We start from the raw sequence: 21,767 nt of genomic DNA, 5'->3' as shown, positions 1-21,767 counted from the left end.
TGTGGTTGACGAAACCGCCGGCGAGGAAGGAATGGTCCTCGGAGTTGACCCGGACCGAATAGACCTCCGCCGGCTCGCAGGACGTCACCTCGGTGACGCGCTCGAACCGGTACCCAGAGTCCATGATCGGAAGGATGGTCGCCAGGAGTTCCGGTTCTTTGATGCGATCGATAATGCGAAGGCGTTCGGTCTCCCACCGTTCGACGCGATCGAAGTTGTGCGTCGTCAACCACTTGCGTCCGCTACCGCGCCGGTCGAAGTCCAAGGCGTCGCGCACGTATGTGGCAATGAAGGGAACGTGGTCCTTGCTCAGCCGGTGCGGACGCAGCGGTGCGTGTCGCAGAACCTTGTCCAGCTTTGCCTGCTTGGTGCGGAGGAAGCCCACCCGATTGGCGAATGCCTTGATGTTTCGCAGACCGGAGATCACCAAGCGGTGCTCGACCGAGCCGCTGGGACGTGTGTAACGGCGCCAGCAGGCAAAAACGCCGAATTCGGTGAGCAGCTCCTGGACCTCCCTGCTGAGCCGCTCGCTGTAACTCGTGTACTGGATGGTGAAGCTGTCCTTGGCGACCCGCACCCCGCCGTCCCCTTCGAAAAGGGCCATGAGGAAGGCACGCTTGACGCCCCAGCCACCGTTCCAGACGAATTGCGGGACGAACTTGTCCCGGGCCTGATGCCCGATGAACTCCACCATTGGACTTGCCCGGAAAGCGTCCATACCGCCGGCATGGATCTGAACATCGATTTCCTGGATGCGCTTACGGTCACGACGGGTCTGCCTGTCACTGACGTAACGCCGACCACCGACCACCTGATCGTACGCGTGCAGGACCTCACCGAAGAAGTGCTCGTCGGTGTTGTTGAACCCGGCCCTGGACTCACTCGCGAAGCCCTCGGACGCCCATGCGCCGCCGAGGACGCCCAGCGAGTACTCACGAGCGGTCGGAATGACCTGTGACCAGGCGTTCCGTGCCACACAGACGATCGAGCCGACCGCGAGCTCGTCGAGCCGTCGCCACTGGAAGAGGGGAACGCCCATGGGTGACTCAAGACAGAGCACCAGGTGATTCTCGCTGCCTCGAAGCGAGAAACCGGCCTCCGTGCCGATCCGGACCGTCGGATGAACGCCTGAATTGAACACCTTGTCGACCTGGACAGCTTTACCGTCCTTGTCGAGCACCTCGAAGTCGACATCGGCTTCGCTGTCCGATGGAAGGTTCACCAGGTCAGCAATTCGAGGGCTGGTGCCGTCAGCAAGTCGAATGCGGGTGTCTCCGGTAACGCAGTATCTCGACGCGGCCGGGCCATCGTCCGGAGACCCGAAGTTGCCATGCCCGTCGATGAGGGGCACGTTGAGGGAGAAGTCCTGCGCGAGGCGGACCATCGCGTCGTAGATCGCCGTGTCGCCGTGTGGATGGTACTTTCCCATTGTATCCCCGACAATTCGGGCAGACTTCACGTGCCCACGGTCGGGGCGGTAGCCCTGCTCGTACATCGACCAGAGGATGCGCCGGTGCACGGGCTTGAGACCGTCGCGGGCGTCGGGCAGGGCGCGGGAGTGGATGACCGAGAACGCGTACTCCAGATAGGAGTCGGAAACCTCGGTGACCAGCGGGTTGTCGAAGACCCGCGCGCCGGCCTGGTCGAACGAGGAGAGGTCGACCTTGTTTTCCTTACGGCGTGCCATGACTCAGCTCTCCATCGGAACGGAACGGGCGCTCATGCCGTCGCTTCGCAACGGCACGAGGCGCCATCGCGATGTATCGAAAACCCGCTCGCTCATGCATCGATCGCATCCCGGTCGACGCGGTCGGCGGAGTCGATGAGCCAGTTGCGGCGCGGCTCGACCTTCTCGCCCATCAGCAGTTCGAGGATCCGCTCGGCGGCATCGACGTCGTCGAGGGTGATCCGGCGGACGGCACGGGTGGCCGGGTTCATCGTGGTGTCCCACAACTCGTCGGCGTCCATCTCACCGAGACCCTTGAACCGTGGGATGGGCGTGACGATCTGCTTGCCGGACTTCTCCAGCTTGCGGACCGTCGCCTCCATCTCGGCCTGGGTGTAGGTGTAGACCGTCTGCGGGTTACGCCCCTTGGTAGTGATCTTGTGCAGGGGCGGCATCGCGGCGTAGAGCCGACCGGCCTCGATCAACGGGCGCATGTACCGGGCGAAGAGGGTGATCAGCAGCGTCCGGATGTGCGCGCCGTCCACGTCGGCGTCGGCCATGATCAGCACGCGGCCGTAGCGCAGCGAGGAGAGGTCGAACGTACGGCCCGAGCCGGCGCCGAGAACCTGCACGATGGCCGCGCACTCGGCATTGTCCAGGACCTGCTGGAGGTTGGCCTTCTGCACGTTGAGGATCTTGCCTCGGATCGGCAGCAGCGCCTGGTATTCGGAAGAGCGAGCCATGCGGCTCGTCCCGAGGGCGCTGTCGCCCTCCACGATAAAAATCTCACTACGGTCGATGCCGGTAGCTCGGCAGTCGACAAGCTTCGGCGGCATGGACGCGCCCTCCAGGGCGGTCTTGCGCCGGGCAGCGTCCTTCTGCTGCTTCTGGGTGAGTCGCACCCGGGCCGCGTCGACGACCTTCTGCAGGACGACGCGGGCCTCGGCCTTGGTGCGCTTGTCCTCCAGCCACGCCTTCACGTGCGCGTCAACCAGGGTCTGGATGACCTTGGTGATGCCGGTGGTGGAGAGCTCGTCCTTGGTCTGCGAGGTGAACTGCGGCTCGGGGATCCGCACGTGCACCACCGCCGTCATCCCCTCCAGGACGTCGTCCAGGGTGGGCGGCTCTTCCTTGGCCTTGAGCAGACCGCGGGTGCTGCGGACCGCGTCGGCGAGGGCGCGGACGAGGGCCCGCTCGAAGCCCTTACGGTGGGTGCCGCCGTGCGCGTTGCGGATGGTGTTGGTGAAGCACTCGAGGGTGCGCTCGTAGCCGGTGCCCCACCGGAACGCCACCTCGACCTCGGCGCGCCGTTGCACGTTGGACTGCATGACACCGTTGGCGTCGGCGGCGTTCTCCCGGTAGGTCCCCTCGCCGTTGACCAGCAGGGTGCCGGAGACCGGCCGGTCGCCGGCCGGCGCAAGGAACTCCACCATGTCGCTGAGCCCGTTGGGGTAGTGGAACCCCTCCTCGACGGGTGCCTCGCCGGTCAGGTCCCGCAGCAGGTAGGTCACGCCGGGGACCAGGAAGGCGGTGTTGCGCAGCTTCGTACGGACCGCGTCGACGTCGAGCGCGGCGCCCGTCTCGAAGTAGCGGGCGTCGTGCCACCAGCGGATCGAGGTGCCGGTGCGCTGGCCGCGCTTCATCGCGCCGACGACCTGGAGCCCGGGGCCGGCGGTGAAGGGCGCTTCCGGCCCGTCGCCGTCGAAGATGCCCGGGACGCCGTGTCGGAAAGACATCGCGTGGATCTTGCCAGCCCGGCGGACGGTCACGTCGAACCGGCGGGACAGCGCGTTGACCGCCGAGGCGCCGACGCCGTGCAGGCCGCCGGAGGTCTTGTAGCCGGAGCCGCCGAACTTGCCGCCGGCGTGCAGTCGGGTGAGCACCAGCTCGACGCCGGAGATGCCGGATTTGGCGTGCACGTCGGTGGGGATGCCCCGGCCGTCGTCGTCGACCCGCACCGAGCCGTCGGCGTGCACCGTCACCTCGACGTTGCCGGCATGACCGGCGACACCCTCATCGGTGGAGTTGTCGAGGATCTCGTTGACGAGGTGACCCACGCCACGGCTGTCGGTGGAACCGATGTACATGCCGGGCCGCTTACGGACAGCGTCCAGCCCCTCAAGGTGGGTGAGGTCATCGGCCCCGTACAGGGTGTCAGGCTCTGCGGTCAACTGGTCGTACTCCCCGGTCTCGGCGGTGTGCAGCCGGTCACCGGCGACATCAGCCGGCGTGGCGCGCCGCAGCGAGCCTAGCCCGAGCCTGAGACATCATCCGTAGGCCCCGCACGACCCGCCGGGCGGTGGCCCGGCGGACGTGAGCGGGACAACAGGCCGCCGCCGGCACGGATCGGGTGGTCCGGCGGCCGTTGCGGGACCACGAGCGTGCCGCTCGGTCGTTACGCTGACCCGTGATCGCGCCCGGCCAGAGCGGCGGCGCGGGAGCGGGGGTCGCGGTGCTTCACCTCAAGATCCAGCACCAGATCGAGGTACGCCGCCGGCGTGCCGAATTCCGCCGAGCGGCAGCCTGGTGACCGCGCCGGGACAGTCGGACGAGGCGGGCACCACCGCCCGTCCGGAGGCCGTCGTGGTCGACGGGACGGGTCGTGACCCTCTCCGCCGCGCCATCGGTACGCCTGGCCGCCGTTGGCTGCTCGCGATCACCCTGCTGCTGGGTCTGCTCGCCGCCGTGGCGTTGACGGCTGCGGCGGCTCCCGCCGACCGCACGTTCGCCGCGCTCTCGGACACGGTGCAGAGCCTCATGTCGGTGCTGACGCCGCTCTTCGGCGTCCTGCTGGTGCGCGACCTGCGGCGGGCGCCCGGTGCAGCCGGGGTCACCCGGACGGTGTTCGCGGTGGCGGTGCCGGCCGTCGTCATCGGCGTTGTCGGGGTGCTGATGTGCGCCGTGACGCTCGCCGTCGCACCTACGGAGATCGCGGATGACCCGTGGCGGCACGCCGGGACCGTGGCGGTGGGCAGCGTGCTGGTGCAGGTCGTCGCCGGCCTGGTGGGCACCGGGCTGGGCCTGCTGATTCGCTCGCCGGTCGTCGCGTTCGTCGCCACGATCGTCCTGCCGTTGGGCCTGTTCGCACTGCTCGGCGGCGTCGACGCTCTGCGTCCCGCGCAGGCGTGGCTCACCCCGCTCGGCAGCGTGCGGCACCTGCTCTCGGGTGAGATGAGCGTGCTGCGGTGGGTGCAGTGGCTCTGCGTGCTGCTGATCTGGGGTGTCGGTCTGAACACAATGGGCGCGGCCGCGCTGCGACGTCGTCGGCAGCCCGGCCGGTAGGTGGCTCAACCCGGCAGCAGCCGAGGTTGGGTGACGTCGGCGTTGTCGACGATCACGTCGACCCGCGACGGCAGGTCCGCCTCGGCCAGATAGACGCGCTGCGCGGCGAGGTAGCGGTCCCGGTGCAGTGCCTCGGCCGCGGCGGCGCCTTCCCGGTCCCCGTCGCGGGCTACCCCGCGCCGCACCGACAACTCCGCGCGCACGTCCACCTGGATCCGGTAGTCCCCGGGGCGTTTGAAGTCGTCCACGCTGGCTCGTCGCACCGGCCGGCCGACGTGTCGTTCATCGATCGATGAAGTTACGGGCCATTGACGCCCGTCGCACCAAGGTGATCTGATCGCGCTCTCAGAGAATCTTTCATCTTTCGATGGAGGGGAGCCCCATGCCCAAGTTCCGGCGTACCGCGCTCGCCGCGGCACTCACGATTGCCATGGCCGCGCTGTCGACCGCCGTCGCGCTGCCCGCACCCGCCACCGCGGCGCTGCCCACCGCAGCGGTGGCACTTGGCGACAGCTTCATCAGCGGCGAGGGGGCTGGGGCGTACACCTCGGTGGTCGACGTCAACGGGGTCGCCCAGGGCTTCCCCGGCTGGACGGCGGCGAACAGCAACGCGTTCTTCTGCCACCGATCCGCGAACGCCTCGCTGAACAAGGCCAACCTGCCGGGCATCCAGAACCGGTTCAACCTGGCCTGCTCCGGCGGCCAGCCACGCGACATCGCCACCGCCTCCGCCGCCCGGGAGAAGGGCCGCACGGTGGCCGCGCAGCTCGACCAGCTCCGCGTCGTCGCACAGACCCAGGACATCGACCTGGTGCTGATCGGCCTCGGGTCCAACAACAGCTCGTTCACCTTTGGCAGTGTCGCGGAGAAGTGCGCCAACCGGTTCATCGCCGACGCCTGGACCGGCTGGTGGGAGTTCTGGGCGTATCTGGGCGGCCCGGTGGAGCAGAAGCCGTGCAGCGACGCGGACCTGGCCACCCCCGCGCAGGTCAGCGCCGCCACCGCGGAGACCATCGCCGCCGTACGCCAGCTGCTGACCACCCTCGACCAGGTGGACGCGGACGGGCAGCACCGGGTGGTGTTCCAGGACTACACCAACCCGCTGCCGCTGGACCTGAACCCGCAGTTCCACGAGGAGGACAGCCGGGACGACACCCGGGACAAGTTCCGCGACCTGGGTGCCGAGCGGTACGCGGCCGGCTGCCCGATCCACCGGGCCAGCCTCGCGCCCGGGCACCGCTTCTCGCAGGGTCTGGGCACCATCGTGAAGACCACCCGGGACACGCTGGCCGCCGAGTTTCCCGCCGACGATCTGGTCTATCTCAACGTGCAGCGGGCCTTCGACGGCGCCCGGCTCTGCGAGTCGACGACCAGCCCGACCGGCTCGCTGGCCACCCCGATCCGCCTCCAGGACGGGGCGAACGGCACCTTCGTCACCAGCCTCGCCGGCAAGGACAAGATCGACATCCAGCGGATCGCGAACACCTGCGTGAGCTACTTCCAGACCTGCCAGGAGTCGTGGCACCCGAACGCCACCGGGCACCAGGTGCTCGGCCAGTGCCTCGCGGGCGCCGCCGCCACCGCCGCCCGAGCGGTGTCCTGCGTTCGCGCGGGCAACGGGACGATCTCCGTCTCCTGACCGGACTCGTCGTCGGAGGCCCCGCCGGGCGGCGGGGCCTCCGACGCGTCCGACCACCCGCGGCTACCCGTCGGTAATGTCGGGCCGTAGGCTGGGCCGGTGAACGGGGACCCGGAGTACGCGCAGGAGTTCGTCGACGTCGACGGCGCCCGGCTGGGTGTGCAGATCTATCCGGAACCGGCCGGAGTGACGGGTGCGCCCGTGGTGGTGATCTGGCCGGCGATGGGGGTCCGAGCCCGCTACTACCGGCCGTTCGCCGCCGCGCTGCGCGCCGTCGGGCTGGCCGTGGTCGTCGCCGACCTGCGTGGCACCGGGACGAGCACCCCCGCGCCGAGCCGGGCAGACCGGCACGGCTACCCCGAACTGGCCGACGACGTCGGCGCCGTCCTGGCCGCGCTCAAGCCCCGCCTGGACGGCCGTACCCGACTGCTGCTCGGCCATTCACTCGGCGGGCAGGCCGCGCTGCTGCACCTCGCCCTGGACGGCGGCGACGCGGTCGACGGGTTGGCGCTGATCGCGGTCGGCATCCCCTACTGGCGGAGCTACCCGGGCCGACGCGGGCTCGGCGTGCTGCCGTCCACCCAGGGGATCGCCGCCACCGCGGCGCTGCTCGGGGTCTGGCCCGGGTGGGGTTTCGGCGGCCGGCAGGCGCGCGGCGTGATCCGCGACTGGGCGTACACCGCACGGACCGGCCGTTTCCCCCGGCTGAACGGTACGGACACCGAGGCGGCCGTACGCGCGGTGCGCCACCCGGTGCTGGCGATCAGCGTGGACGACGACCAGTACACGCCGCACGAGATCATGGACCACCTCTGCGCGAAACTCACTGCCGCGCCGGTGACCCGGGAACGGTACACAGTGGCTCAGGCCGGTGCGGCGCTGGACCACTTCACCTGGGTCCGCGCGGGTGCCCCGGTGGCGCGGCTGATCGCCGGTTTCGCCGCCGACCTGCCGCCCCGCTGAGCCGTACCGACCGGTCGCCGACGGCATGGACGTCCCAGGTGCCCGATACGACGTGCATCGACCCGCAGGGGGCGGGGTTAGCCGCCCGACCGGCGGGTAAGCCGCACCGCCCAACACGGCGGAAGGGGATCAGATGTCCGAACGGCATACCGCACTGCGCTCGATGCACGATCTGGGCTTGGCGGCCTGGTTCGGCGGCTCCCTCATGGGGGCCTTCGGCGTCAACGGCGCAGCGGGAAAAATCAGCGACTCGACCCAGCGACTCCCGGTCGCGTCGGCCGGATGGTCCAGGTGGACCCCGGTCAACGCCGCCGCCATCGGCGCGCACCTGGCCGGGGCGGTCGGCGAACTGGTGACGGAGAGCCCACGCATGGTGGCTCAGGCCGGGGTCGGCCGCACCAGCGCCATCAAGACGGCGTTGACGATCAGCGCGCTCGCCGTGACCGGCTACAGCCGGTTGATCGGCATGCGCCTGGAAAAGGCTGGTGCCTCGCCGGTCAGCGGCATTACCGAGCCGAACCACCAGACCCCGGCGAGCGTGGCCTCATCGCAGCGGCAGATGAAGCTGCTCCAGTGGGCCATCCCCGCGCTGACCGGGACCCTGGTCGTGGTCACCGCGTACATGAGTGAGCAGCAGAAGCCCGGCCAGATGTTCAAGGGGATTCTCGGCCGGAGCGGCGGGATGAAGAGCGCCTCGAGGAGCATGATCAAGATGCCGGGAATGAGCAACGGCAAGCGGTCGATGGCGATGGCCGGGCGCTGAACGTCGGGCCGGCCGGCGTCCCGCCGCCACCTCGACGGCGGGGCGCTGGCCGGCCCTACGCGCCCACCGACGTGACAACGCACGGCGTGCGGCGACGTCGGGCGGGCAGACCCGGCCCGAGGACGGCACATCGTCCGCCACCAGCGGCGGACCGACGAGCGGGGTGGCCATGACGGCACACGAGGGACGCAACGGCGACAACGACCGGCTGGAGCCGGAGGCGACCAAGCCGTGGGGCACCGGCGACGGCTTCGACGCCGACGCGCCCTGGGGCACGGGTGAGGACTCCCCGATGGACGAGGGCAGTGAGGAGACCGCAGTGCCCGAGGGACGACGCGGTGAGCAGCGCGGGGGTGCCCCGACGGGCCGGTCAGAGCAGGCGGGGCGACACGGCTTCGGCTCGGTCGAGCCGACCCGTACGACAATGGCCGGACCGGGCGCCCCACCCGACCCGGCGCCCAGCGGGCGAACCTTCCCGGACGACGCGGACGTCGGCGAATCGTCGCAGGACGCGTTGCGCACCCGGGGCCGGCGCTCCTGACACCACCCACGGCTGCCGTGCCCCGGGCAGGACCGTCAACGGGTTGACGTCGCCGGGGCCGGCACAGCCTGCTCGACGAGCATCCTCTCGGCGAGCAGTTGCGCCAGCCGGGTGGCGTCGCGTTGTGCCTGACCGGCACAGCAGTTGTTGAACAGCACGTGCAGGTCGTCGGCCGGGCCGGAGAGCTCGGCCAGCAGTCCGGCCCAGTGCCGAAGCTCGTCCTCGGCGTACGCGTACCGGAACTTGTCCTGCTTGTCGCCGTCGCGCCAGGCGTCGCTGTGGCCGTGGAACCGGACGATCGCCGGCTCCGCCGTCCTGATCAGGATCGGTGGCACCGACGACGGATGCCCCTGCGGCATGTCGACGCAGACCAGTGACAGGTCGTGCGCCCGCAGCAGGTCCAGCGTGTCCGGCGCGGCCGGGCCGTCGAACCAGGACCCGTTCCGCAGCTCCACACCGACCCGCCACGGCCGGCAGCGCTGCGCCAGCTCGACGATCCGGCGTTCGGCAGCGGCGCCGCGTGCCAGCCACGGCGGGAACTGCACCATCACGACACCCAGCCGGTTGGCCGCCGCGATCGGGTCGAGGGCCGCGCGGAACCGGGCCCACAACTCGTCGTACGCCCGTTCCGGCAGGTCGCGACGGCGGATCCGGCTGGGGCCGCCGGTCGGACGCAGGTCCCGAGGCAGCGCGGCGACCGGCGTCGGATGGCCGGTGAAGAGACTGAACGCCTTGACGTCGAAGGTGAAATCGTCCGGTGTGGCGTCCACCCAGGCCTGCGTGGTTTCCGGTACGGGGATGGCGTAGTAGGACGTGTCCACCTCGACCAGCGGGAACCGGCCGGCGTAGAAACCCAGCCGGCCGGCGGGTGTGTTGGCCGAGCGCGGGTACCACCCGGAGCGCAGCAGCGACTGGTCCGCCCAGGACGACGTGCCCACCTTGATCACACCCATGTCATTCAGTGGACCGCTACCGGCGCGGATCGGCAACCGCTGGCGGCGGCTGCCGCTGGGTTTCAGCGGAGGCGGTGGCGGCGCACGTCCACGCGCGGGCGTTTGCTCGGCGGGGAGGCGGGGAGCCCTCGGTCAAGCCAAGAAGGATGGGAGAACCGGATGCGCGCGCTGCGATTGCGGGAGTGGAAGTCAGAACCGGAATTGGTTGAGGTCCCTGAGCCGACTCCCGGGCCGGGCCAGGTGGTGGTCCGGATCGGCGGTGCCGGCGCCTGCCACTCCGACCTGCACCTGATGGACGAGTTCGAGCCGGGCACCATGCCCTGGAACCCGCCGTTCACCCTCGGCCACGAGAACGCGGGCTGGGTGCACGCGCTCGGCGACGGCGTCACCGGCCTGACAATCGGCCAGCCCGTCGCCGTCTTCGGGCCGTGGGGCTGCGGCACCTGCGCCCGCTGCCGCGTCGGCGTCGACCCGTACTGCGAGAACCTGGCCGGCGCTCCGGTGCCGGGTGGGGGCGGCGGGCTCGGCCTGGACGGCGGCATGGCTGAATTCGAACTGGTCCCGGACGCGCGACACATCGTGCCGTTGCCGGACGGGTTGGATCCGGTGAATGCCGCGCCGCTGACCGACGCCGGCCTCACCCCGTACCACGCGATCCGGCGATCCTGGCCGAAGCTGCCGCCCGGCAGCACGGCCGTGGTGATCGGGGTCGGCGGGCTGGGGCATGTGGGCATCCAGATCCTCAAGGCCACCACGGCCGCCCGCATCATCGCGGTGGACACGCGCGCCGAGGCGCTGCGGCTGGCGCAGGAGTGCGGCGCCGACCAGACCGTCACCTCAGGCCCCACCGCCGCCGAGGAGATCCGGGAGGCCACCGGCGGCCGGGGTGCCGACGTGGTGCTCGACTTCGTGGGCGTGGACGCCACCCTGGCGCTCGGCGTGGCGGTGGCCCGCACCGTGGGTGACCTGGCGATCGTGGGCATCGGCGGGGGCACCGTGGGGGTCTCGTACTTCTCCGTGCCGTACGAGGTGAGCATCGCGACCACCTACTGGGGCAGCCGTCCGGAGCTGGTCGAGGTGCTGGAGCTGGGTGCCCGGGGTCTGGTCCGGCCGAAGACCACCACCTTCGCGCTCGACGACGCCCTCGACGCGTACCGCCAGATGCGCGACGGGACGCTGGAGGGCCGGGCCGTGATCGTGCCGTGAGCCCGGCGGACGCCGCCGGTCAGTCGGCCTCGACAAGGCCGCGGACGTAGGCGGCCTGGCCGACGTGCTGCTGGTCGTCCTCGACGATGCTGACCAGCCGCACACCGAGGGTGACCGGGGGGTCCCACGCCTCGTCGACCACGCGGTCCAGGCCCGCCGGGCCCAACCCCGCCAGCAACGTTCCGGTACGCGACGCGACCGCCTCGTAGTAGTCGATCAGCGCCTGCGCGCTCTCCGGCCGTACTGCCGCGACCTGCGCCGGTGAGTGGCCGTAGCCGGTGTCGTCCGGGTCTGCGGTGAGCCCGAACCGCCCCGCCCAGTCGCCGCTGACCCAGACCTGCTCGGCGTCGAGCAGGTCGGCGACGTGATGGTCCTGGACCCGGGTCAGGTGCCACACCAGCCAGCCGATCGAATTGGCGCCCGGGCCGGGCTGCCAGCGCAGCTGCTGCGGGGTGAGGCCGTCGACCGCCGCGCGAACGAGGTCGGGCAGCCGGTCGTACGTCTCGGTCAGCAGGTCGCTCACGTCCATGGTCACGCCTCCTGGTTGGTTTCCGGTCAGGTACCGCCGATGCGGGCGATCAAAACCTCGGCCACTACGGTGATCACGTGGTCGCCGCGTTGGAGCTGTATCTGGACCCGGACGCCACCCGGCGGATCCGGGTGCTCTGGGACGCGCTGGAGGCCGAGGGCGTGCAGAGCATGCGGTCGCTGTGGGAGCAGCGCCACCGGCCACACGTCTCGCTCGCGGTGGCGCCCCGCTTCAACCCCGAACAGGTCGCCGAGGCGCTGCGCGGGACGGTCGTGGCCGCCCCGCTGCGACTCGACTTCCAGCACGCCGGGCAGTTCGTCGGCCGGGTGCTCTGGCTCGGCCCGGCACCCACACCGGAGCTGCTGACCCACCAACGGCTGGTGTACGACCGGCTCGCCGCCGCCGACATTCCCCTGGACGAGCACTATCAGCCGGGCCGTTGGGTGCCGCACTGCACGCTCTCCATGCGAGTGCCGAACGCGCTGATGGCCGCCGCGGTGCGGCGCTGCCTCGAGGTGTTGCCGCTGGTCGCGACCGTGGTCGGCGCGGCCCTCACCGACCACGCACGCGGCATCGCCCACCCGCTGCCCTGACCACCCGCAGCCCTCGACGACCCGGCGGCGTCCGGTCCGCGGCGACCCGTCCGGGCGCCGCCGCGGGATGCGGGAGGCGGGATGTCCGGTTTGGCAGGCGACAGTCGGAAACCCGAAAACAAGCGGTGCGGAGGCGGCCAGGCGTGGGAAGGTTCGAGGTGGCTGTCGTACCGGTGGCGACCCGCTCCCGTGCGGTTCGCCCGGCCGGCGGCGCGGGCGTATGTCGCGCCGCCCACGGCGGCTTCGACGAGGAGAGGCAGGGCCCATGCAGGCTCAGCGCAGGCCATCACGCACGGAGCGGAGCCAGACCCGGGACGACCGGACCGGCGGCGGCATGACCGGGGCGGCCACGCCACTGACGATCTGGGCCGCCGCCGTTCTGCTCGGCCGGATCGGTGCCGGCGACGACGACGTCGAGGACGAACGGCACATCCTGCGCGGCATCGAGTGATTCCCGGCCGCGCGGCTCACAGCCAGCCGCGCCGCTTGAAGATCACATAGAGGGTGCCGCAGACCAGCAGCATCAACAGCAGCGCGAACAGATAGCCGAAGCGCCAGTGCAACTCCGGCATGTGGACGAAGTTCATCCCGTACACCGTGCCGATGAGCGTCGGAGCGAACAGGATCGCCGCCCAGGACGAGACCTTCTTCAGCTCCTCGTTCTGCGCGTAGCTGGCCGCGGTGAGGCTGCGCATCTCCTCGTTCTGCTGCTGTGAGACGAGGGTGGCGTTGACGGTCAGGATGCTCTGCAACAGGTGCCGGAAACCGTCCACCCGCTCCACCACCTGGGTCAGGTGATCGCTCACATCGCGCAGGTAGCGGCGCAGTTCCTCGTCTCCGCTGGCGGTGCCCGCGCCCTCGGCCAGCGCGTTGAGCACGGCGAGCAGTGGGCGGGCGGCCCGCTGAAACTGGATGACCTCGCGGCTGAGGCCGTAGATGCGCCGGCTCGCGTTCGGGTCACCGCCGAACACCTGGGTCTCGATCTCGTCGATGTCGTTCTCCAGACCGGCCACCACCGGCGCGTACCCGTCGACGACCTGGTCGAGGATCGCGTACAGGACCGCCTCCGGGCCCTGGGCGAGCATCTGCGCCTCGGTCTCCATCCGCCGCCGCACCGCGGCCAGATCCGGTGCCTCGCCGTGCCGGACGGTGACCACGAAACCCGGCCCGATGAACAGGTGCAGTTCGGAGAACTCGACCTCCTCCCGCAGGTCGTCGTAGCGGGCGGCGCGCAGCACCACGAACAGCGTGTGCCCGTACCGTTCCAGCTTGGGTCGCTGGTGGGCGTTGATCGCGTCCTCGACCGCCAGATCGTGCAGCCGAAACTCCCGGGCCAACGAGGTGATCTGGTCGATGTCGGGCCGGTACAACCCGATCCAGGCCATCGCGCCGTCCTGCTCCTGCAGGCAGCGGTACGTCTCGGCGAGGCCGGACGGCGAGGCGAACCGGTGCCCTCGGATGTAGACCGCGCTGTCCACCAGGCCACTGGCGGGCGGAGTGGGCGGCTCCGTGGACGGCGGCACGCCAACCCTTGTCTCGTACTCGTCGAGTTGGCGACCGAAGCCATCACCCGGGCGGGAGCGGCGGCCACCGACCATGCCCTGTCCCCTCCCCCGGTGACGTCCGGTCCGGCGCTCTTCCGCCAACCGCGGGGCGCTGCTTCCCCTCTGTCGTCGACCCGAAACCCGCTGTGGCGCCGCCGGCCGCACGTGCATGCCGGCTGACCTGCGCGCCGGGCACTTTGTCGCGGACGGTGAGCGTGGTCATAAGGACTGGACGACCCACCCGGTCCTGCTGCTAGCCTCGGCACAGGTCATGAGCGCCAGCGCGAAGCCCCGGCTCGCTGGCCGGCAACCCTCCTCCGCGGTGGGGTGCCCCGGGTGAAGACCAGGCACCGGCACGAGTCGGTGCAAGCGTGGCCTGGCACCCAGGTCAGCACAGACCCGGGAGAACCATGCGCATTCTCAGCAACACCATTCCATCGGTCGACGCCGCGGATTCCCGCACCGGCTGGCCACCACCGGCACTGACCCGGCGGCGGCACGTGGACATGATGCGGGTGTGCAGCGCCGCCTGTCCCGGCCGCGCCGCGCACTAGCGCACCCCTTCCCGACCCCATCCCAGCGGTACGCCCCACCGGGCGCACCGCCAGCGGCGCACATCTGTGCCCGCCGCTGCGCAACCCTTCGGAGACACCTGTGCGATTCCTTCCTGCCCTGACCCGTGCCGCGGCCCTCGGCGCGGCCACCATCCTGGCCGCCACCGCTCTCACCGCCTGCGGCGACGACACCTCGTCCGACGCCGCCGGCAATCCGTACGGTCTGGCGCAGCCGGGCGTGCTGCGCGTCGGCACGCTGACCGACGCGCCGCCGAACATTTACCTCAAGGACGGCAAGTTCACCGGCTTCGACAACGACCTGCTGACCGCGGTGGCCAGCAAGCTCGACCTGAAGGTGGAGTTCGTCGGCACCGACTTCTCCGCGCTGCTCTCCCAGGTCAACAACCGCAAGTTCGACGTTGGCAGCTCCTCGATCACCATCACCGAGGCGCGGAAGAAGACGGTCGACTTCGGCAACGGCTACGACTTCGGCTACTTCGGCCTGGACGTCCCGGCCGGTTCGCCCATCACCGGTTTCGACCAGCTCACCGGCAAGCGGGTCGTGGTCGTGCAGGGCACCGTCCAGGACGACTACGCCACCGGCAAGCAGCTCGACCCGGTGCGGGTGCCGGACTACAACGGCGCGATCAACCAGCTCAAGGCCGGCACGGCCGACGCGTGGATCGCTCCGGCGGAGATCGGCGACAAGTCGGCCGCCGACAGCAACGGCAAGATCACCGTGGCTGCCAAGCAGCTCAGCCCGACACCGACCGCGTACGCGGTCGCCAAGGGCAGCGACAAGCTGCGCGAGGCGCTGAACAAGGGCCTCGACGAGGTCATCGCGGACGGCACCTGGAGCCGGTTGCAGGCGCAGTACTACCCGGGCCGGCCGATCCCGGCGGACTTCAAGCCGGGCAGCGGAACGGTGACGCCGTCGGCGTCCGCGTCGGCCGTGTCCTGAACGGGTGACGAGCGAGCAGTGCGGTAGGAGAGGCGACCAATGGATCCGTTGAGCACCCTGTGGGAGACGTTCTTCGACTGGGACGCGATGCGCGAGGCGCTGCCCGAGATGCTGACCGTCGGGTTGCCGAACACGCTGATCCTGGCGGTCTCCGCCGCCCTGCTCGGCTCGGTGCTGGGCCTGCTGCTGGCCGTCGCCGGGATCTCCCGCAGCCGGTGGCTGCGCTGGCCGGCGCGGGTCTACACCGACGTGTTCCGGGGGCTGCCGGCCGCAGCGACGATCCTGCTGATCGGCGTCGGGCTGGCCCCGTTGGGCATGCAGGTCTGGGGACCGGACCCCTACCCGTTGGGGATTCTGGCGCTGTCGCTCATCGGGGCGGCGTACATCGGGGAGATCTTCCGCTCCGGCATCCAGTCGGTGGAGGCCGCCCAACTGGAGGGCGCCCGTGCTCTCGGCTTCTCCTGGGCCGACGCGATGCGCTTGGTGATCATTCCGCAGGGCATCCGGCGGGTGCTGCCGGCCTGGGTGAACCAGCTCATCGCGCTGATCAAGGACTCCAGCCTGGTCTATTTCCTCGGCCTGGTGGCCAGCCAGCGGGAGCTGTTCCGGATTGGGCAGGACTACGCGGCCACCACCGGCAACGAGTCCGCACTGCTGCTGGCCGGCCTCTTCTACCTGGCGCTGACCGTCCCGCTGACGCACCTCGTCAACTGGATCGACCGGCGGCTGCGCAACGGTCGGCCGGCCACCGCGCCGACGGACGAGGACGACGACGACTTCGCGTCGGCGCTGCCCGCCGCGACGGAAGGAGACCGGCGATGACCACTGCCACGACCACCTCGGTCAGCCTCGACGTCCGCGACGTGCACCTCGCCTTCGGGCCGAACCGGGTGCTGCGCGGCGTCGATCTCACGGTGCCGCGCGGCGCGACGGCCTGCGTGATCGGCCCGTCCGGGTCGGGCAAGTCCACCCTGCTGCGCACCATCAACCGGCTGATCGAGCCGGACCACGGCGATGTGTTGCTGGACGGGCGCAGCGTGCTGGGCGACGACCCGGACGCGCTGCGGCAGCGGGTCGGGATGGTCTTCCAGCAGTTCAACCTCTTCCCGCACATGAGCGTGCTGCGCAACATCACCCTCGCGCTGCGCCGGCTCCGCAAGCTCGGCGAGGACGAGGCGGAGGCCGTCGCCCGGGCCCAACTGGAGCTGGTGGGGTTGGCCGCCAAGGCCGACGCGCGGCCGGCGCAGCTCTCCGGCGGCCAGCAGCAGCGGGTGGCGATCGCCCGGGCGCTGGCGCTGCGGCCCGAGGTGATGCTCTTCGACGAGGCCACCTCGGCGCTCGATCCGGAGCTGGTCAAGGGCGTGCTCGGGGTGATGGCCGACCTGTCCGCCGCGGGTATGACCATGGTGGTGGTCACCCACGAGATGGGCTTCGCCCGGCAGGTCGCCGACACCGTCGCCTTCATGGACCGGGGCGTGGTGCTGGAAGCTGGCCCCCCGGAGGCGATCTTCGAGCGGGCCGAACATCCCCGGCTTCGCCGGTTCCTCGACCAGGTGCTCTGAGCCGCGCGGGCGTTCACTCGTTGGGCCCACGTCCCAGCAGCCGGATCTCCTCGTTGTCCAGTGCGGCCTGGAGCTCTTGCAGCACGAGATCGTCGATCTCCCGGTTGTCCCGCAGCCGGGTGACCTCCCGCCGCTTGTGGGCGAGGACCCCGAGGCGCAGCCGGCGTTCCAGTCGCCACTCCTCGGCGGTGCTTCCGCCGCTCTCGTTGCCGTCCTCCAGGTGCCGTTGGTATTCGGCTCGCAGCCGGCGTACCGAGTCCTCCCGGGCACCGACCTCGGCGGCGACCTCGGGCAGAGCGGCCAGGCCCACCTCGGTGGCCCGTCGGCGGGCATTGCGGGCCTCGTCGACGCGTTCAGGGTCGCCGACCAGCCCCGCCCAGCGCACCACCAGCGGCAGGGTGGTGCCCTGGACGAGCATGATCAGCACGATCACCAGCGCGGTGACGAAGATGATCAGATCGCGTTCGACCACCGGTCGGCCGGCGACGGTCACCGTCGGGACGGCCAGGGCTGCGGCCAGTGACACGGCGCCCCGGAAACCGGACCAGCCGGCGACGATCCCCACCCGCCAGCCTGCGGAACCTTGGCCGTCGTCCACCATCCGGCGGCGCCGCAGCCGCGCCGATTCCGCGGTGAGGTAGATGAAAAGCAGTCGGGTGGCGAGGACGACCAGGGTGACCACCAGCACGATCACCAGAGCACGCCCCGGCGAGATGCTGGAGACGCCCTTCACCGCCCGGGGTATCTGGGTGCCGAGCAGGACGAACAGCCCGCCGTTGATCAGGAATGTGGACAGGTCCCAGAACGCGTACGCCAGCACCCGGGACCGGGCGCGGATCACCCGTGGGCCGGCGTAGGACAGCACCAGGCCGGCGACCACCACCGCCAGCACACCGCTGGCGTGCACCGAGTCGGCGAGCAGGAACGCGGCGAACGGCGTCAGCACACTCAGCGCACCCTCGCGCAGCGGATCGTCGAGCCGCTTGCGGATCAGCACCACGGCGGCCCCCACCAGCAGACCGGCGAGCACGCCACCGGCACTGGCCCCGACGAACTCCTCGCTGATGCCCAGCGCGCCCGGTTCCCCGGCCCCGCTGAGCAGGCCCACGGCCACCGCGAAGATCACCAGGGCGGTGCCGTCGTTGATCAAACTCTCCGCGTGCAGGGTGGTGAGGAGCTTCCGGGGCAACCGTTTGGCGAGCCCGCTGACCGCAGCCGCGTCGGTGGGCGCGAGGACCGCGCCGAGCACCCAGGCAGCGGCGGGGTTCACCCCGAACGCCTGCGCGGTGAACGACACCGTGACCATGGTGAGCACCACCAACACCACGGCGAGCAGCCCGATCACCGGAAGATTGGCCCGGATCTCCCGCAGGCTGATGCTGAAGCTCTCCCGGTACAGGATCGCCGGCAGGAAGATCAGCAGCACCAGGTCCGGTTGCAGGGTCAGCCCGGACAGCGGCGGCGTGAGCCCGAGCAGCACCCCCAACGCGATGAGCAGGATCGGCGGGGCGACCCGGTACCGACCGCCGAGGGTGGTGCCGACCAGGACGGTGACGCCCAGCACCACGATCAGGACGAGCACCTCCACGCGTACCCCCTCGAACCGTGGCCGGCGGTGGATGCGCCGGTGGCTCCATCTGACCGCACCCACCCGCTGGTTCCGACGAATATCGGCAAGTCGCCGCGGGCAGTGGGCGGCGGTCAGGGCGAGGAGGTGGCGGCGCGAGCCGTACGACGGTGCCCGGCCGCCTCCTCGTCGCGGCCCAGCGCGCTGGCCAGGTCGGCGAGGTGCGCGGCCACCGGGCCGACGGTGAGCACCCCGCTGCCGGCGGCCAGTTCGTCGGCGGCCGGCAGCAGATCGACGTAGACCCGTTCCATGGTGACCCGGTCGCCGAGGGCGCGCGCCGCCCGGCCGACAAGGCAGAGCCGCACCTCCCGCAGCAGATCGTGCGGCCCGTCCGGCACAGTCCGCAGGGCGGCTGCGGCCGCGTCCCGGTCGCCGGCGGCGAGCAGCAGCAGCGGCCGTACCCACGGCTCGTGCGGACCCCAGTCCAGGCCCGCCCAGTCCGCACCGTCCGGCCCGGGCACGGGCTGGTCGGCACCGCCGGCGGTTTCGGCCAGACGCAGGCCGAGCAGGGCGAGCGGGAGCAGCCCGCGGGTCAGGCCCGGCATGGCGTCGACGGTCAGCCGCTCGGCAGCCGCCCGGTACGCGTCCGCCGCCGCGGCCGACTTGCCGTCCAGTGCCAGGCGCAGTGCGGCGTACCACCGGGTGAAGACGCCAACCAACGGCAGCTCGTACCGTTCGGCGAGGCGATCGGCGGCGCGGGCGTGCGCGTCGGCGCCGGGCCGGTCGACCAACGCACAGTTGGCCTGGACCAGGATGAGGTGGCCGAGCACCTCGAAGGTCACCAGCTGGTGCCGGGCGGCCAGGTCGACGAGTTCGGCGCCGATCCGGGCCCGTGCACCGGCCAGACCGACGCGTTGGAAGGCGTGCATGAAGCGGGCGTTGAGCGCGAACGCCAGCAGTCCGGGGTCGTCGACGGTCCGGGCGATCGTCTCGGCCTCGTTCGCCGCGTCTCGGCCACGGTCGGTGGTGGTGCCGCGCAGCTCCAGCGCGAGGGTGCTCAGCAGCCGGCTGCGCTGCGCCGAGCCGGTCGAGCCGAGAGCGGTCAGGGCATGCTCGGCGGCTCGGACGATGTGCCCGGAGAGCAGATCGTCGTCGTTGCGCGTCCAGATGGCGGGCACGTCGAAGCCCGCCAGCACCTCCTCGATCAGCAGGGGATCGCCGACGGACTCGGCGGCGGCGATCGCCTCGGCCCGCCGCCGCCGCGCCTCGGCCAGCCGGCCCGTCACCGCCAGCGCGCGCCCCAGGCCCAGCAACGCGGTCAACCGCTCGCGCTGCTCGACCCCACCAGCACGGTCGTACGCGTCGATCGCCTGCCCCCACAGGCGGGCCGCCTCGTGCGGGTTGCCGCCCCGTTCGGCGCGCTCGGCGGCCGTGCGGGCGTACGCCGCAGCGCGACCGGCGGCGACCGGCCCACCTGCGCGCAGCAGGTGGTGCGCGAGGGCGGCGGGATCGATGGGTTCGCGGTGTCGCAGCACCTCGGCGACGGCCGCGTGCCAGGCGGCGCGGCGCGGCGCGGACAGGTCGGCGTAGAGCGTGTCGCGGACCAGGATGTGGGTGAAGTGCAGCCGCCCGTCGGTCTCCCGCTCGGTGAGGAACCCGGCCTGCAGTGCGCGGTCCACGGCGTCCAGCACAGCCGACGGGTCACCGGCCAGCGCGCTGAGCACCTCCGGGTCGAGGTCCCGCCCGAGCACGGCCGCCTGCCGCAGCACGGTACGGGTCGGCGCGGGCAGCTGTGCCAACCGGTGCCGGATCACGTCGCGCACCCCGGGCGGCACCGCGGCCAGTGCCGCCTCCCCCTCACTTGCGTACAACTGGGCCAGCTCGCGGACGAAGAACGGGTTGCCGCCGCTGCGGTGGTGGATCAACTGGGCGGTGCCCGGGTCCAGGTCCGCCCCGGCGACGGCGCGGGCCAACTCGCCGGTCGCTGGCGCGGACAGGCCGGCGAGATACTCCCGGATCGGCTCCAACCCGGCCGCGCGTGCCAGGGCGGCGGTCAGCTCCGGGCTGATCTCGGTGGCCCGGTAGGTGCCGAGGATCAGCACCGGACCGGTGGCCGGCTGCGGGCCGGTGAGCAGGGCGGTCAGCAGGTCCAGGGTGTCACCATCGGCGCGGTGCAGGTCGTCGAGGACCAGTAGCACCGGCGCCCGGTCGGCGACCGCCGAGATCAGCGACGCCACCGCGCGGTGCCGGCGGAACCGTGCCCCGGCGGGGTCAGCCGAGCCGTCGGTCGGCCCGACGGCCTCCACGGCGTCCGCCGGCCCGGCGAGGCCGTCGGTGACCTGAGTCCACGGCCAGGCAGCCGGGGCGCCCTCGTACTCCGGGCTGCGTCCCCACGCCGTGGTCCAGCCATCGGCGGCGAGCTGCTGAGTGAGGGTCTCGGCCAGCGCGGTCTTGCCGGCGCCCGGGTCACCGCTGAGCAGGGCGAGGGTGGGCTGCTGGCGTCGGGACGCGGCCTCGACGGCCCGCCGCAGCCGGTCCAGCTCCGCGTCGCGGCCGACGAACGGACGCCGCCCCGTCGAACCCGGCCCGGCGGGTCGCACAGGTCCCGCGAGGCTCGGGGTGGCGGCGCCTTCGAGGGGTGGGCTGAGGTGCGGCGCCTGGGCCAGGATGTCGGCTTCCAGCCGCCGCAGCTCAGGCCCCGGGTCCACGCCCAGCTCGGTCACCAGGACGTCCCGGGCCGCACGCAGCGCGGCCAGCGCGTCGCCCTGCCGGCCGGCGCGGTACCGGGCCACCGCGAGGAGCCGCCAGGCGTCCTCGCGCAGCGGATAGCTGGCCAGGTGGGCCGGCAGGTCGGCTGCGGCCTCGGCCGGCCGACCCAACGCCAAGAGCGCCTCCGCCCGCCGCTCGACGGCGAGCATCCGCAGCTCGTCCAATCGATTGCTCTCCGCGACCGCCCAGGCCTCGTTGACACAGTCGGCGTACGCGGGCCCGCGCCAGAGCCCGAGTGCCCCGTCCAGCGCGGCCAGGGCCGGCGCGGGACGTCCCGCCGCCAACAGCTGGCCTGCCGCACCGACGGCCGCCTCGAACTGTCCGGCGTCCACCGTGTCCGGGACGGCCCGCAACACGTACCCGGGTGGCTCGGTGACCAGGACCCGGGGTGGCTGCCGGGGTGGTCGATCGGGCTCCAGTGCCCGGCGCAGGTCGGCGACGAAGGTCCGGATCGCGCCCACCGCGCCGTCCGGTGGGGCCTCCCACAGGTCGTCGACGAGACGATCCACCGGCACCACCCGACCGTGCGCGATCAACAGCCGGGCCAGCACCAGGCGCTGCCGGTGCCCCCGGAGCGGGACCGGGCCACGCTCGGTCGCGGCGATCACCGGCCCGAGTACGCCGAAGGTCACCGTGACAGGTGCCGTCGGCTGCCTGGTCATGGCACCAATCTAG

Annotated in this window: 19 protein-coding genes, 2 pseudogenes and 1 riboswitch; of the genes and pseudogenes, 12 read left to right on the top strand and 9 right to left on the bottom strand. The window is 71.5% G+C overall.

Annotated elements, in window-relative coordinates:
* Nucleotides 1–391: 391 nt before the first annotated feature.
* The 3 genes and pseudogenes from OG811_RS20460 to OG811_RS20450 form a co-directional block, all read right to left on the bottom strand.
* A pseudogene (locus OG811_RS20460) lies at nt 392–1,039 on the bottom strand (LAGLIDADG family homing endonuclease); the annotation flags it as partial.
* Nucleotides 1,040–1,066: 27 nt separating this feature from the next.
* Nucleotides 1,067–1,687 (bottom strand): annotated as a pseudogene (locus OG811_RS20455) (DNA gyrase subunit A); the annotation flags it as partial.
* Nucleotides 1,688–1,779: 92 nt separating this feature from the next.
* Complete coding sequence (locus OG811_RS20450) at nt 1,780–3,837, bottom strand: type IIA DNA topoisomerase subunit B (RefSeq protein ID WP_406067956.1); 2,058 nt, start codon at nt 3,835–3,837, stop codon at nt 1,780–1,782.
* A gap of 355 nt (nt 3,838–4,192) precedes the next feature.
* On the opposite strand from OG811_RS20450, the gene OG811_RS20445 reads away from it, so the two are divergent.
* Complete coding sequence (locus OG811_RS20445) at nt 4,193–4,948, top strand: hypothetical protein (protein WP_406067954.1); 756 nt, start codon at nt 4,193–4,195, stop codon at nt 4,946–4,948.
* Nucleotides 4,949–4,953: 5 nt separating this feature from the next.
* Here OG811_RS20445 and OG811_RS20440 read toward each other — a convergent pair whose 3' ends face one another.
* On the bottom strand, nt 4,954–5,196 hold the full coding sequence (locus OG811_RS20440; RefSeq protein WP_406067952.1) for a hypothetical protein: 243 nt from the start codon (nt 5,194–5,196) through the stop codon (nt 4,954–4,956).
* A gap of 134 nt (nt 5,197–5,330) precedes the next feature.
* Between OG811_RS20440 and OG811_RS20435 the strand changes: the two genes are divergently transcribed.
* The 4 genes from OG811_RS20435 (at nt 5,331) to OG811_RS20420 (ending at nt 8,854) form a co-directional block, all read left to right on the top strand.
* Nucleotides 5,331–6,587: a hypothetical protein gene (locus OG811_RS20435; RefSeq protein WP_406075819.1), complete on the top strand. Its 1,257-nt coding sequence runs from the start codon at nt 5,331–5,333 to the stop codon at nt 6,585–6,587.
* A 99-nt stretch (nt 6,588–6,686) separates the two neighbouring features.
* Nucleotides 6,687–7,550: an alpha/beta fold hydrolase gene (locus OG811_RS20430; RefSeq protein WP_406067950.1), complete on the top strand. Its 864-nt coding sequence runs from the start codon at nt 6,687–6,689 to the stop codon at nt 7,548–7,550.
* Nucleotides 7,551–7,683: 133 nt separating this feature from the next.
* Nucleotides 7,684–8,313, top strand: coding sequence for a hypothetical protein (locus OG811_RS20425; RefSeq protein ID WP_406067948.1), 630 nt, complete (start codon nt 7,684–7,686; stop codon nt 8,311–8,313).
* 169 nt (nt 8,314–8,482) lie between these two features.
* Nucleotides 8,483–8,854 carry a hypothetical protein gene (locus OG811_RS20420; protein ID WP_406067946.1) on the top strand — a complete coding sequence of 124 codons (372 nt, stop codon included), beginning with the start codon at nt 8,483–8,485 and terminating at the stop codon, nt 8,852–8,854.
* A gap of 35 nt (nt 8,855–8,889) precedes the next feature.
* On the opposite strand, the gene OG811_RS20415 is transcribed toward OG811_RS20420, so the two are convergent.
* Nucleotides 8,890–9,807, bottom strand: coding sequence for a DUF72 domain-containing protein (locus tag OG811_RS20415; protein WP_406067945.1), 918 nt, complete (start codon nt 9,805–9,807; stop codon nt 8,890–8,892).
* A 159-nt stretch (nt 9,808–9,966) separates the two neighbouring features.
* Here OG811_RS20415 and OG811_RS20410 point away from each other — a divergent pair, with 159 nt between their 5' ends.
* Entirely contained in the window at nt 9,967–11,013 is a 1,047-nt protein-coding gene (locus OG811_RS20410; RefSeq protein WP_406067944.1) for an NAD(P)-dependent alcohol dehydrogenase, read from the top strand.
* Between the two features lie 19 nt (nt 11,014–11,032).
* On the opposite strand, the gene OG811_RS20405 is transcribed toward OG811_RS20410, so the two are convergent.
* Nucleotides 11,033–11,542 carry a DinB family protein gene (locus tag OG811_RS20405; protein ID WP_406075817.1) on the bottom strand — a complete coding sequence of 170 codons (510 nt, stop codon included), beginning with the start codon at nt 11,540–11,542 and terminating at the stop codon, nt 11,033–11,035.
* 77 nt (nt 11,543–11,619) lie between these two features.
* Between OG811_RS20405 and OG811_RS20400 the strand changes: the two genes are divergently transcribed.
* Nucleotides 11,620–12,135: a 2'-5' RNA ligase family protein gene (locus OG811_RS20400; protein WP_406067943.1), complete on the top strand. Its 516-nt coding sequence runs from the start codon at nt 11,620–11,622 to the stop codon at nt 12,133–12,135.
* 265 nt (nt 12,136–12,400) lie between these two features.
* Nucleotides 12,401–12,586 (top strand): hypothetical protein, encoded by a 186-nt coding sequence (locus OG811_RS20395; protein WP_406067941.1) that lies wholly within the window; start codon nt 12,401–12,403, stop codon nt 12,584–12,586.
* Nucleotides 12,587–12,602: 16 nt separating this feature from the next.
* On the opposite strand, the gene corA is transcribed toward OG811_RS20395, so the two are convergent.
* Nucleotides 12,603–13,733 carry a magnesium/cobalt transporter CorA gene (gene corA, locus OG811_RS20390; protein WP_406067940.1) on the bottom strand — a complete coding sequence of 377 codons (1,131 nt, stop codon included), beginning with the start codon at nt 13,731–13,733 and terminating at the stop codon, nt 12,603–12,605.
* 213 nt (nt 13,734–13,946) lie between these two features.
* Nucleotides 13,947–14,057: riboswitch (SAM riboswitch) on the top strand.
* A 32-nt stretch (nt 14,058–14,089) separates the two neighbouring features.
* Here corA and OG811_RS20385 point away from each other — a divergent pair.
* The 4 genes from OG811_RS20385 (at nt 14,090) to OG811_RS20370 (ending at nt 16,756) form a co-directional block, all read left to right on the top strand.
* A complete protein-coding gene (locus OG811_RS20385; protein ID WP_406067939.1) occupies nt 14,090–14,233 on the top strand; it encodes a hypothetical protein in 144 nt (47 codons plus the stop codon).
* A 100-nt stretch (nt 14,234–14,333) separates the two neighbouring features.
* A complete protein-coding gene (locus OG811_RS20380; RefSeq protein WP_406067938.1) occupies nt 14,334–15,194 on the top strand; it encodes an ABC transporter substrate-binding protein in 861 nt (286 codons plus the stop codon).
* A 39-nt stretch (nt 15,195–15,233) separates the two neighbouring features.
* Complete coding sequence (locus OG811_RS20375) at nt 15,234–16,016, top strand: amino acid ABC transporter permease (protein WP_406067937.1); 783 nt, start codon at nt 15,234–15,236, stop codon at nt 16,014–16,016.
* Nucleotides 16,013–16,756 carry an amino acid ABC transporter ATP-binding protein gene (locus OG811_RS20370; RefSeq protein WP_406067936.1) on the top strand — a complete coding sequence of 248 codons (744 nt, stop codon included), beginning with the start codon at nt 16,013–16,015 and terminating at the stop codon, nt 16,754–16,756. Before OG811_RS20375 ends, OG811_RS20370 begins: the two co-directional genes overlap by 4 nt.
* 13 nt (nt 16,757–16,769) lie before the next feature.
* Here OG811_RS20370 and OG811_RS20365 read toward each other — a convergent pair whose 3' ends face one another.
* A complete protein-coding gene (locus OG811_RS20365; RefSeq protein ID WP_406067934.1) occupies nt 16,770–18,344 on the bottom strand; it encodes a Na+/H+ antiporter in 1,575 nt (524 codons plus the stop codon).
* A gap of 113 nt (nt 18,345–18,457) precedes the next feature.
* Complete coding sequence (locus tag OG811_RS20360) at nt 18,458–21,754, bottom strand: BTAD domain-containing putative transcriptional regulator (RefSeq protein WP_406067933.1); 3,297 nt, start codon at nt 21,752–21,754, stop codon at nt 18,458–18,460.
* Between the last annotated feature and the right edge of the window lie 13 nt (nt 21,755–21,767).

Source organism: Micromonospora sp. NBC_01638, from assembly GCF_045209745.1.
Lineage (GTDB): Bacteria > Actinomycetota > Actinomycetes > Mycobacteriales > Micromonosporaceae > Micromonospora.
The sequence above is the reverse complement of the archived record's forward strand: the minus strand, read 5'-3'. Positions and strand labels throughout refer to the sequence as shown.